The organism is Micromonospora sp. U21 (assembly GCF_018070045.1).
Classification (GTDB): domain Bacteria; phylum Actinomycetota; class Actinomycetes; order Mycobacteriales; family Micromonosporaceae; genus Micromonospora.
In genome coordinates this window covers 97,604-109,682 of sequence record NZ_JAGPYK010000022.1, presented here as the reverse complement: position 1 = coordinate 109,682, position 12,079 = coordinate 97,604, and the positions used below count along the sequence as shown (strand labels likewise).

General features: G+C 74.5%; 10 protein-coding genes. 6 read left to right on the top strand and 4 right to left on the bottom strand.

What is annotated here, in order from left to right; translation table 11 throughout:
* Positions 1-25: 25 nt before the first annotated feature.
* Together KBX63_RS25065 and KBX63_RS25060 are read right to left on the bottom strand one after the other, a co-directional pair.
* Positions 26-823: a site-2 protease family protein gene (locus KBX63_RS25065; protein ID WP_210915248.1), complete on the bottom strand. Its 798-nt coding sequence runs from the start codon at positions 821-823 to the stop codon at positions 26-28.
* Entirely contained in the window at positions 823-1,023 is a 201-nt protein-coding gene (locus KBX63_RS25060) for a hypothetical protein (RefSeq protein WP_210915245.1), read from the bottom strand. The genes KBX63_RS25065 and KBX63_RS25060 overlap by 1 nt, the downstream gene beginning before the upstream one ends.
* Positions 1,024-1,166: 143 nt before the next feature.
* On the opposite strand from KBX63_RS25060, the gene KBX63_RS25055 reads away from it, so the two are divergent.
* From KBX63_RS25055 to KBX63_RS25040, 4 genes are all read left to right on the top strand, one after another.
* Positions 1,167-2,966 carry a serine/threonine-protein kinase gene (locus KBX63_RS25055; protein WP_210915241.1) on the top strand — a complete coding sequence of 600 codons (1,800 nt, stop codon included), beginning with the start codon at positions 1,167-1,169 and terminating at the stop codon, positions 2,964-2,966.
* Positions 2,967-3,026: 60 nt separating this feature from the next.
* Positions 3,027-4,949, top strand: coding sequence for a bifunctional adenosylcobinamide kinase/adenosylcobinamide-phosphate guanylyltransferase (locus KBX63_RS25050; protein ID WP_210915237.1), 1,923 nt, complete (start codon positions 3,027-3,029; stop codon positions 4,947-4,949).
* Positions 4,939-5,712, top strand: a complete 774-nt coding sequence (locus tag KBX63_RS25045) for an adenosylcobinamide-GDP ribazoletransferase (protein WP_210915227.1) — start codon at positions 4,939-4,941, stop codon at positions 5,710-5,712. Before KBX63_RS25050 ends, KBX63_RS25045 begins: the two co-directional genes overlap by 11 nt.
* A 65-nt stretch (positions 5,713-5,777) precedes the next feature.
* Entirely contained in the window at positions 5,778-7,076 is a 1,299-nt protein-coding gene (locus KBX63_RS25040; protein WP_210915206.1) for a DUF2314 domain-containing protein, read from the top strand.
* Positions 7,077-7,183: 107 nt separating this feature from the next.
* On the opposite strand, the gene gcvT is transcribed toward KBX63_RS25040, so the two are convergent.
* Entirely contained in the window at positions 7,184-8,314 is a 1,131-nt protein-coding gene (gcvT, locus tag KBX63_RS25035) for a glycine cleavage system aminomethyltransferase GcvT (protein ID WP_210915203.1), read from the bottom strand.
* Between the two features lie 162 nt (positions 8,315-8,476).
* Between gcvT and KBX63_RS25030 the strand changes: the two genes are divergently transcribed.
* Positions 8,477-10,051, top strand: a complete 1,575-nt coding sequence (locus KBX63_RS25030; protein ID WP_210915200.1) for a leucyl aminopeptidase — start codon at positions 8,477-8,479, stop codon at positions 10,049-10,051.
* A 61-nt stretch (positions 10,052-10,112) separates the two neighbouring features.
* Here KBX63_RS25030 and KBX63_RS25025 read toward each other — a convergent pair whose 3' ends face one another.
* Positions 10,113-10,442 carry a hypothetical protein gene (locus KBX63_RS25025; RefSeq protein WP_109819350.1) on the bottom strand — a complete coding sequence of 110 codons (330 nt, stop codon included), beginning with the start codon at positions 10,440-10,442 and terminating at the stop codon, positions 10,113-10,115.
* Positions 10,443-10,620: 178 nt separating this feature from the next.
* On the opposite strand from KBX63_RS25025, the gene lpdA reads away from it, so the two are divergent.
* On the top strand, positions 10,621-12,012 hold the full coding sequence (gene lpdA / locus KBX63_RS25020; protein WP_210915198.1) for a dihydrolipoyl dehydrogenase: 1,392 nt from the start codon (positions 10,621-10,623) through the stop codon (positions 12,010-12,012).
* Positions 12,013-12,079 lie beyond the last annotated feature (67 nt).

The following is a 12,079-nucleotide window of genomic DNA, read 5'->3' as shown; positions in this document are numbered from 1 at the left end:
GGGCGGGAGCGGGGCGGGGGGCGGGTTAGCCCTGCCAGAAGCGGATCAGGTCGAGGCCGGTGGCGTAGAGCCACGAGGGCAGGCCGAGCAGGTCCCCGATCGCGAAGACGCCGTCGAAGAACCAGCCGCCGATGCGCGGGTTCCACAGCAGGGCGAAGAGCAGCAGGAAGCCGTACGGGGCGAACAGGTCGTACATCCGGCGCCACTGCGGGTTGAGCCACGGCTGGATCATGTTGCCGCCATCCAGCCCGGGGACCGGCAGCAGGTTCAGCACGCTCGCGGTGAGCTGGAGGAAGGTCAGCAGCGCCACCCCGGCCCAGAACTCCACGGGGCCGCCCACCTGGATGCCGATCCGCAACGCCGCCACCAGCACCAGCGTGAACAGCACGTTGGTCGCCGGGCCGGCGAGGCTGACCAGGGTGTGCCGCAACCGGCCCGGGATGGCGTGCCGGTCCACCCACACCGCGCCGCCGGGCAGGCCGATGCCGCCGAGCAGCACCACCACCACCGGCAGCACGATCGACAGCAGGGGGTGGGTGTACTTCAGCGGGTTGAGCGTCAGGTAGCCGCGGTGGGCGATGTCCCGGTCGCCGGCCCGGAAGGCCACCACCGCGTGGGCGTACTCGTGCAGGCAGAGCGAGACCAGCCAGCCGGAGACCACGAAGACGAACACGTCGAACCGGACGCTGCCGTACCCGTTCCAGGCCAGCACCCCGCTGACCGCGAAGAGGGCGACCAGGCCGAGGAAGACCGGGCTGGGCCGGAACGCCGCCCTGGGCACGCCGAGCACCAGCCGCTCGCCGCCCGGCCGGTCGTAGCCCATCACTCGGCCGTGGGCAGCAGGCTCATCCGGTACTCCACGCGGTCGTCCTCCATGAGCGCGACCGAGGTGATGCCGGACGCCGCGAGCTCCCGCCAGGTCTGACCGATCCAGGATTCGGCGTCGGCCTGGCTGCTGAACGACTCCGCCGGTCCCTCGACCGTCTGGCCGTTCGTGCCCTCGTACCGCCAGCTCCACGCCATGCCGCGTCTCCCCTCGCCGCTGAAGTCCCCGTGGGACGAACCCTCGCCAGCGTAGTCGGCCCGACCCGGAACGGCCGCTCGCTCGCCCCGCCCGCGACCGACGGGCTGATCAACCCATCGGCGACGGCCGGTACGGTGGCCCGGTGCTGACACGGGGAGTGCTGCTCGGCGACCGGTACCGGCTGGGCGAGCGGGTGGCGACGGGCGGGATGGGCGCGGTCTGGCGCGGCACCGACGTGCTGCTGGAACGCGAGGTGGCCGTGAAGGTGCTGCTGCCGTCGCTGGTCGCCGACCCGGAGTTCACCGCCCGGTTCCGGGCCGAGGCGCAGATGCTGGCGGCGCTGCGGCACCCCGGCGTGGTCGCGGTGCACGACGTCGGGCAGGCCACGCTCGCTGACGGCAGCCGGGTCGACTACCTGGTGATGGAGTACGTCGAGGGCGAGCCGTTGTCCGCCCGGGTACGCGAGGCGGGTCGGCTGGACGCGGCCAGCACGATGTCGGTGCTGGCGCAGGCCGCGGACGCGCTGCACACCGCCCACCTCGCCGGCATCGTGCACCGGGACGTGAAGCCGGGCAACCTGCTGGTCAAGGCGGACGGCAGGGTGGTGCTGGTCGACTTCGGCATCGCCCGCTCCCGCGGCATGGCCGGGCTCACCGCCGCGAACATGGTGCTCGGCACCGCCTCGTACATGTCCCCCGAGCAGGCCACCGGGCAGCCGGTCTCCCCCGCCACGGACGTCTACGCACTGGGCGCTGTGGCGTACTTCTGCCTCGCCGGGCAGCCGCCGTTCGACGGTGACAACCCGCTCGCGGTGGCGCTGCGGCACGCCCAGGACGAGCCGGCGCCGCTGCCGTCGGACACCCCACCGGCGGTGGTGGCGGTCGTCGCGCGGGCGCTGGCCAAGCGGCCGGCGGACCGGTTCACCAGCGCCGCCGAGCTGGCCGGCGCGGCCGCCGACGCCCGCGACGCGACCCTGGCCAGCATCCCGCCGGCCGCCCGCCCGCCGTGGGCGGTGGCCGCCACCACCCCGCCCGTACCGAGCCCCGCCCCGGCCGTCGCTCGGCCCGTACCGAGCCCCGCCCCGCCGGCCCCGGCCGCCGCGCGGCCCATCCCAGGGCCACCGGCCGCGCCGACGCCATCGGCCGGGCCGTCGGCCCTGGGTCCTCCGGCGGGCTTCGAGGCCGGACCCGCGACCGGGCCGACCCGGGAGGACCCGCTCCGCAGAGCATCGTCCGGGCGGCGGCGGGGAATGCTCATCGGGGCCGGCACGGTCGTCCTCGTGGCGCTGGTCGCCGTGGCCGTTGCCGCGCTGCGGCCGGACGCGCAGCCTGGTACATCCGACCAGCCGCCGGCCCTCGCCGGCGGGTCGGCGTCGGCGCCGGACGTCCCGCTGCCGACCGGGGACGCGGGCACCCCGGGGCCCCGGCCCAGCGGCACGCCGGGCGCCGGCCGGACCGGCACCGCCGACCCGACCGAGGCCGGCGGCGGGCCCGGAGCGCCGACCAGCGGCGACCCGGGTCCACGCACCACCGCGCCGAGCAGCACGCCGACCGGGGCCGCCACCGGCAAGCCGACGTCCAGCGGCAGTCCGGCGGGCCGGCCCAACCCGTACACGGCGACCCAGGTGTGCGGCAGCGGCTACCAGGTGGTCGACTCGGCGACGCTGACCGACGGTGACGGTCGCCGGCGGGGCCGGGTCTACCTGCTCTACCACTCGGGCACCGGCAACAACTGCGTGGTCACCCTCAAGGACACCGCGGTCGGCACGAAGTCGGCGGCGTCGGCGTACCTGGAGGTGCAGGGGCGGGCCCGCAGCACCGACAGCGGCTCCTTCGACTACTACGCCGGGCCGGTGCGGGCCAGCGCTGCCGGGACGTGCGTGAAGTGGGGCGGCGCCACCGGCGGGGTCAGCTACGGCAGCGGATTCGAGCACTGCGACTGACCGGACCGCGACCGCCGGGCCGGCAGGCAGCGGGACCACGGGCGGCCTTAAGGTACGGGCATGTCCGTTGACGGGTGGAACACGGTCCTGGTGCTCGGCGGTATCCGGTCCGGCAAGTCCGAGTTCGCCGAGTCCCTGGTCACCGACGCGCCGGTGGTCCGCTACCTCGCCACCGCTGCGGAGGGCGACCCGGAGGACACCGAGTGGGCGACCCGCCTGGCGGCGCACCGCGCCCGGCGGCCAGGCAGTTGGAGCACCGAGGAGACCGCGGCCGACCCGCGGCGGCTGGCCGACGTCCTCGCGTCCGCCCAGCCCAACGAGACGCTGCTCGTGGACGACCTGGGCGGCTGGGTGACGGTGCTGCTCGACCCGGACCATCAGCCCGCCGACGACGTGGCGACCATCGCTGAGCTGGCCGAGGCGATCCGCGGCTGCTCGGCGCGGGTGGTGCTGGTCAGCCCCGAGGTGGGGTTGTCCCTGGTGCCGACCACGCCGCTGGGCCGGGCGTTCACCGACGCGCTCGGCGCGGCCAACCGGGCGGTCGCCGACGCCTGCGACGCGGTGGTGCTGGTGGTCGCCGGCCAGCCGGCCTGGCTGAAGCCGGCCGCGCCGACCGCGACCGCCGCCGGTGCCGTGCCGGCGACACCCGCGACCGGGACCGCGCCGGTCGGGTCCACGCCGGTCGGGCCCGGGCCGGTCGGAGCGGATCCGGCCGACGTCGAGCCCACCCCCGAGGTGCAGCTGCCGGAGGTGTTGACCCACACGCCGCCGGCGGCCCCGAACCAGGAGCCTGGCAACCCCTGGGCCGCGCCGACCATGGCGCTGCCGATGGTGTCCACCGGGCTGGTCATCCAGCCGGGCATGGAGCTGCCGATGCCCGACGAGTACACCGGCCCCCAGGCGGTGGACCGGCTGGCCACGTTGGACGTGCCCGGCGCCGGGCTGGGCGTGCTGGACCGCGTCGTCGGCTTCGCCGCCGCCACGCAGGGCACCTCGACCCCGGTCGCCTGGGGCTCGGTCCGGGTGCTGCTGCTGCACGGTGACCACGCCGGCGGGGCGTCGGCCGGCACCGTCGCCGGCGAGTCGGCACGTCGGGCCGGGCAGGCCCGCTCCGGCCAGGGTGCGCTGGCCCGGCTGGCCGCCGAGAGCGGAGCCAGCCTCCAGGTGGTGGACACTCCAGTCGCCGCGCCCATGGAGGACCAGCCGGCGCTCACCCCCGAGCAGGTGGAGTCGGCGCTGCGCTACGGCTGGCGGTTGGCCGAGCAGGCCGCCGACGCCGGCGTACAGCTGCTGGTGCTGGCCGCGTGCGGCGCCGGCACCGAGGCCGCCGCCGCGGCGGTGCTGGCGGCCACCGCGGGCGCCGAGCCGCCGGCCGTGCTCGGTCGGGTGATCACCAACTCCGGCGAGATCGACGACGCGGCCTGGATGATCCGCTGCGCGGCGGTACGCGACGCGCTGCACCGCACCCGCCGCTCGCCTCGGGGCGCGAAGGACGTGCTGGCCGAGCTGGGTGGCGGAGATGTGGCGGTGGCCACCGGCGTGCTGCTCGGCGCCACCGCCCGCCGGATGCCGGTGCTGCTGGACGGGCCGGTAGGGCTGGCCGCCGGCATGGTCAGCCGCGACCTGGCCGGGCAGGCGCGGCACTGGTGCCTGCTCGCCGACCACGGCGGTCACCCGGCGGTGCGGTTGGCCGCCGACGTGCTCGGCCTCACCCCGCTGCTCGACCTGCGGCTGGACCTCGGCGAGGGGGCCAACGCGCTGGTCGCGCTCCCGCTGCTGCGCTCGGTGCTGTCCCTGGCCGCCACGCTGCCGGTCCACCCGTCGCTGGCCGGCGGCGGGGAGCCGGACGAGGGCGCCGAGGAGCCGGAGGGCACCGAGCCGGAGGACACCGAGCCGGACTACGCCGAGCCGGAGCCGGCGGGGCCGGGTCCGGCCACCACCGGGGCGGACGAGCAGCCGGCGTCGGGCTGGCGTGCCGGCTGAGTCGCGGCTCGCCGCGGGGGCCCGGCTGGCGGTCACCACGTTCAGCACGTTGCCGGTCCGGGCCGGCCGGATCGACCGCCCGGTGGCCGGCACCGCGATGGCGCTCGCCCCGGCGGTCGGCGCACTGCTCGGCGCGCTGCTGGCCGGCGTGCTGCTGCTGGCCGGCGCGTTCGCGCCCCCACTGGTGGCCGCCGGCGTGACGGTGGGTGCCGCCGCCCTGTTCACCCGGGGGCTGCACCTGGACGGGCTGGCCGACACCGTGGACGCGCTCGGCTCGTACCGGCGCGGCGCGGCCGCGCTGGAGATCATGAAGAAGCCGGACGTCGGCCCGTTCGGGGTGGTCGCCCTGGTGGTCGTCCTGCTGGTGCAGGCGGCGGCGCTCGCCGAGCTGGCCGGTCGGTCCTGGCCGGCATGCCTCGCGGCGGTGGTCGCCGCGACCGCCGCCGGCCGGCTGGGTGTGACGGCGGCCTGCCGGCGGGGCGTACCGGCGGCACGGCCGGACGGACTGGGCGCGATGGTGGCCGGCACGGTCGGCCCGGTGGCCCTGGCCGCCGGCACGGTCGCCGTCGTGCTGCTGGCGGTGCCCGCGGTGCCGGGCCGCCCGTGGCAGGGGCCGCTGGCCGTCGCCGCCGCGTTCGCCGTCGCGCTGCCGCTGCTGGCCCATGTGGTACGCCGGCTCGGCGGGATGACCGGCGACGTGCTCGGCGCGACCGTCGAGGTGGTCACCACGCTGGTCTACCTGGGTCTGGTGCTGTCCGGCTGAACCCGGCGAGGCGGGCCGGGTAGCGTTCGCCTCGACAGCGCCGGCGCGGCCTCGGGGGAACGAGAATGCTCATCACGGACGACTTCCTGCCCGTACCGGTCCCGGAGTCGCTCAGCGCGACCTACCTGGTGCCGATGGCGGGGCTGCCGAAGGTCAGTGCGAAGACGGCGGTGGCGGCGCTGACCGGCCGGCTGGCCGAGCCGGTGCACGGGTTGGCCCGGCAGATGCTGGACAGCCCGCTGATGAGCGTGGACACCCGGTCGATCGCCGAGTTCCCCGAGCTGCCACCGGACCTGCTCACCGCGTTCGGCGCCACCGAGGCGCAGCTGGCGCGGCTGGCCGCGGCGACCCACCTGGTGGTGGTGCAGGCCGAGTACCGGCCCGGCTGGCCGCCGGCGCACGAGTGGGCGGCCCGGGCGGTGGCGGCGGCGGTGGCGGAGTCCGTCGACAGCGACGTGGTGGACGTCTTCGGCCTGCAGTTCCTCGACCCGGCGACCGCGCTGCGCTCGCTGCCGGACGAGCAGGGCCGGATCCGGCTGGTGGACTGGGTGCTGGTGCCGTACTCCTCGGACGTGGAGGGGTTGTGGTTCACCACCAAGGGGCTGCGCCGCTTCGGGCTGCTGGAGTTGCAGACCCAGGGGGTGCCCGACCACCTCACCCGGGCCTGGGGCGCGGTGATGACCGGGGCGGCGCGACGGCTGCTGCGGGACTGGACCGACGGGCTCTCCGGCGAGGAGGTGCCGGCGTTCGTGCAGCTGCCGGTGCTGGCCACGGTGACCGGGCACGACATCGCGGTGGCGTACGGCAACCCGGAGCAGCACGGTGCGACCGCCCCGGTCCTGCTGCGCCTGGAGCTGGACCCGGCGACCGACCCGGAGGCCGACTCGTTCCTCAGCCTGCGCCCGCCGGCCGGGCATCCCGGTCCGGACGGGCGCTACTACGCCGCCGCCTGCGCGACGTTGTTCTCCGGGATCCAGCCGGACGTGCGCTACGCCCGCTCCGGCGACGCGATGAGCCGGGCGGTCGCCACCGCCCGGGCGGCGCTGGGCGACGCGCGGGCGCGGTTCGTCGCCGGCCAGCTGCCCGCGGAGTCGCAGCTGGTGGTCAAGTACGGCCTGCCCGGCGACGACGGCCCGGAGTACGTCTGGGCGGGCGTCACCTCGTGGGAGACCCCGGAGCGGATCGTCGGGGTGAGCGCCAGCGACGCCGCCACCGACTCCTCGGTGCGGATCGGCGCCCCGGTCGTGGTGGAGGCGACCGACGTGGTCGACTGGGCGGTGCTGGACGGCACCGGCGTGATCGAGGGCGGCTGGACCCAGGCCGTCCTCGACTCCGGCGAACCCCCCACCCCCACCACCCCCTGACCCTCGGCGTTGATCTGAAGTTATCGCCAGGACACGCCGACAGCGGTGGCAATAACTTCATGATCGACGGGGTGGGCGCCCCGGGCGGGACGCCCGGGGGACCGGGGTTACTTGACTGAGGGGTTGACGAAGGGGGGTCGGGTTACCTGCATGGGGGCGCGGCGGCCACGGATCTCGACCTCGACGAGATCGCCGTCGGCGAGCTTGGCGTCGGTGTCCAGCAGGGCCAGCGCGATGCCCTGCTTGCGGGTCGGCGAGAAGGTGCCGCTGGTGACCGTGCCGACCTGCACGTCACCGACGTGCAGGGTCATCCCGGACCGCGGAATGGCCCGGTCGACGGCCACCAGGCCGCGCAGCGTACGCCGAGGCCCCTCGGCCTTCTCGGTGCGCAGCGCGTCGCGGCCCCAGAAGGCCGGCTTGTCCCAGCCCACCGCCCAGCCGGACCGTGCCTGCACCGGGGTGATGTCCAGGGAGAGGTCCTGCCCGTGCAGCGGGTAGCCCATCTCGGTGCGCAGCGTGTCCCGGGCGGCCAGCCCACAGGCGCGCAGCCCGAAGCTCTCGCCGGCGGCGAAGAGCGCGTCCCAGACCGTGACGGCGTGCTCCGCCGGCACGACCAGCTCGTAGCCCAGCTCCCCGGTGTAGCCGGTGCGGCAGACCGTCAGCTCGACCCCGGCCAGGCCGGCGGCGGAGAAGCTCATGTAGTCGTGCTCGGTGGGCAGGCCGAGGGCGCCCAGCAGCTCGGCCGAGCGCGGGCCCTGCACGGCCAGCACGGCGTACGCCTCGTGCTCGTCGGTGACGGTGACCTGCTCCGGCGCGGCGGCCCGGAGCCGGCGGACCACCTCGGCGGTGTTCGCCGCGTTCGGGATCAGGAAGACGTGGTCGTCGGTGTACAGGTAGGCGATGATGTCGTCCACCACGCCGCCGGTGGCGTCGTCACAGCAGAGCGTGTACTGCGCCCGGCCCGGCCCGATCCGGCCCAGGTCGTTGCTGAGGCAGGCGTTCACGAAATCGGCGGCGCCGGGGCCGCTCACCCGCGCCTTGCCCAGGTGCGACACGTCGAAGACCCCCACCGCGCTCCGCACCGCGGTGTGCTCCTTGAGCACCCCACCGCCGGCGTACTCCAGCGGCATCTCCCAGCCCCCGAAGGGGGCGAACTTGGCGCCGGCGGCGGTGTGCCGCTCGTGCAGCGGGGAACGGCGCAGCCGGGTCGCGGCGGCGTCGGAGGTCACGTCGGTCATGGGTGGCAACTTACCGGGGGCAGCGCCGCTGGTTAGCATCGGCGGGACCCCGTCGGCATCATCGACGGGACAGCCCTGACGTCCGGCGGGTACGTTCCGCCGGAGACCTTCATCGCCGGTACGCGACGACGCGGCCGGCCCGGCCCGCCCGGAGTAGCTTCAGTGACATCGCCCCGCACCACCACCCTGAGCCTGGTCGACACCGATCCGGCGGAGCTCGCCGTCGACGCGATCGTGATCGGCGTGCACAGCCAGACCGGAGAGCAGGGCGCCACCAGCGGCCTCGCCGGCACCCTGCTGCTCGCCAGCGGCGCGGAGAGCATCGCCGCCGCGTTCGACGGCAAGCTGACCGAGACGCTGGCGCTGCTCGGCGCGACCGGCGGTCCGGGCGAGGTGATCAAGCTGGCCGCGCTGGGCACGGTCACCGCCCCGCTGGTCGCCGCGGTCGGGCTCGGCCCGGAGCCGTCGGGCGCCGCCCCGGCCCCGGAGACGTTGCGCCGGGCTGCCGGCGCCGCGATCCGTGCCCTGGCGGGCGCGCCGAAGGTGGCGCTGGCCATGCCGCTGCCGGACGACGCCGACGCGCCGGCCGCGCTGCGCGCGGTCGCGGAGGGCGCGCTGCTCGGCGGGTACCGGTTCGCCGGCTACAAGACCCGGCCGCAGCCGACCCGGCGGGAGCCGGTGGCCGAGGTGCTGGTCTCGGTGCCGGACGCCGGCGACGCGGGCGCGCTGGCGGAGATCAGCCGGGCGCAGGTGGTGGCCGGCGCGGTCCGGCTCAGCCGGGACTGGGTGAACACCGCGCCGAACGAGCTGCGCCCGCCGTCGTTCGCCGACGCGGTGGCCGACGCCGCCCGCGCGGCGGGCCTCGGCGTCGAGGTGCTGGACGAGGCGGCCCTGGCCGCCGGCGGGTACGGCGGCATCGTCGCGGTCGGGCAGGGCTCGGAGGCCCCGCCGCGCCTGGTGAAGCTCACCTACACCCCGCAGGGCGGCGGCAACGGCAAGCGGGTCGCGCTGGTCGGCAAGGGCATCACCTTCGACACCGGCGGCATCTCGATCAAGCCGGCGCAGGGCATGTGGGAGATGAAGTCCGACATGGCGGGCGCCGCCGCGGTGGGTGCCGCCATGCTGGCGATCGCCGCGCTCAAGCCGGCGGTGGCGGTCAGTGCCTACCTGCCGATGGCGGAGAACATGCCGTCGGGCACCAGCTACCGGCCGGGCGACGTCATCAGCATGTACAGCGGCAAGAAGGTGGAGGTGCTCAACACCGACGCCGAGGGCCGGATGATCCTGGCCGACGCGATCGCCCGCGCCTGCGAGGACGGCACGGACTACCTGTTCGAGACCTCCACCCTGACCGGCGGCCAGGTGATCGCGCTGGGCAAGCGGGTCGCCGGCGTCATGGGCACCCCGGAGCTGTGCGAGCGGGTCCGGACGGTCGGCGACTCGGTCGGCGAGCCGGCCTGGCCGATGCCGCTGCCGGACGACGTGCGCAAGGGCATGGACTCTGAGGTGGCGGACATCTCGCAGGTCAACGCCGGGATGGACCGGGCCGGGCACATGTTGCAGGGCGGAGTGTTCCTGCGCGAGTTCGTGACCGACGACGTGGCCTGGGCGCACATCGACATCGCCGGGCCGGGCTACCACTCCGGCGAGCCGACCGGCTACTGGACCAAGGGCGGCACCGGCGTACCGGTCCGCACCCTGGTGCAGCTCGTCGAGGACGTCGCCGTCAACGGCTGACGAATGTAAGGAAGGGCCCCCTGTCAACGCCTGGCGTTGACAGGGGGCCCTTCCTTACATTTCAGTACCGCTCGGGGCGGCGCTTGCGGCGCTCGTTGAAGTCGCGCATCCGTTGCGGGTAGCCCATCAGCCGGACGTCGTACACCGGGATGCCCATCCGGTACGCGAAGCGCCGGGCGCCGTCCGGGCCGTCGATGCGCCGGCGGGTCCACTCCCCGTCGTCGGCGATCAGGATGACCGTGGTCTCCGTCACCGTCGTCCGCGGTTCGATGTACGCCTCGACGCCACGCCGGCTCCGGATGAAGTTTTCGAGATGATCCAGATCACCACGATCCGCCGCGCGGTCATGGCTGGGCACACGCGCCTGTTTGCGGCGCCGGAACAACCCCACCGGACCTCTCCCCCACGCTCTGTCATCGACAACGGTGCCAAGGGTACGTGTCGATGACGTGTCGTTGGGCACCTCAGTACGCACCCTGTGCCCAGTGGTGACAAGATGACCTCGGTGGGGTGTGTCCGTGTTACCCCTCCGTGACCCCCGATGCAGTGACGCGACCTGGGAGTTGGACGTGAGCGAGCCGAACGACGCAACCTTCGACATCGTCATCCTCGGAGGTGGCAGCGGCGGCTACGCGGCGGCGCTGCGCGCCGCCCAACTGGACCTCTCCGTCGCGCTGATCGAGAAGGGCAAGCTGGGCGGCACCTGCCTGCACAACGGCTGCATCCCCACGAAGGCCCTGCTGCACGCCGCGGAGATCGCCGACCAGACCCGCGAGTCGGAGCAGTTCGGTGTGAAGGCCGAGCTGGTCGGAATCGACATGGCCGGGGTCAACTCGTACAAGGACGGCGTGGTCTCCCGCCTGCACAAGGGCCTGCAGGGCCTGGTTAGCAGCACGAAGAACATCACCCTCGTGGCCGGCGCCGGCAAGCTGGTCGGCAGCAACGTGGTCGAGGTCGACGGCAAGCGCTACACCGGCCGCAACCTGATCCTGGCCTCCGGCTCGTACGCCAAGAGCCTGCCCGGCCTGGAGGTCGACGGCGAGCGGATCATCACCAGCGACCACGCGCTCGCCCTGGACCGGGTTCCGTCGTCGGTGATCGTGCTGGGTGGCGGCGTGATCGGCGTCGAGTTCGCCAGCGTGTGGAAGTCCTTCGGTGTGGACGTGACGATCGTCGAGGCGCTGCCCCGGCTGGTCGCCGCTGAGGACGAGGAGTCGTCGAAGGCGCTGGAGCGGGCGTTCCGCAAGCGGAAGATCAACTTCAAGGTCGGCAAGCCGTTCGAGAAGGTCGAGAAGACCGAGAAGGGCGTCAAGCTGACCATCCAGGGCGGCGAGACCGTCGAGGCCGAGCTGCTGCTCGTCGCCGTCGGTCGCGGCCCGAACACCGCCAACCTCGGGTACGAGGAGCACGGCGTGAAGATGGACCGCGGCTACGTGCTGACCGACGAGCGGCTGCGCACCAGCGTGCCGAACGTCTACGCGGTCGGCGACATCGTGCCCGGCCTCCAACTCGCGCACCGCGGCTTCCAGCAGGGCATCTTCGTCGCCGAGGAGATCGCCGGCCAGAACCCGGCCGTGATCGACGAGGTCGGCATCCCGCGGGTCACCTACTCCGACCCGGAGCTGGCGTCGGTCGGCCTGACCGAGGCGAAGGCCAAGGAGCAGTACGGCGCCGACAAGGTCAAGACGTACAACTACAACCTGGGTGGCAACGGCAAGAGCCAGATCCTCAAGACCACCGGCTTCGTGAAGGTGGTCCGGGTGGACGACGGCCCGGTGGTCGGCGTCCACATGGTCGGCGCCCGGATGGGTGAGCTGGTCGGCGAGGCGCAGCTCATCTACAACTGGGAGGCCTACCCGGCCGAGGTCGCCCAGCTCCTGCACGCCCACCCGACCCAGAGCGAGGCCCTGGGCGAGGCGCATATGGCCCTCGCCGGCAAGCCGCTGCACTCGCACGCCTGATCACGACAACCCGCGGCGTCCGGCGACGGGCGAAGATCCCACCAGGGGAATGAAGGAGTCTCAGAAC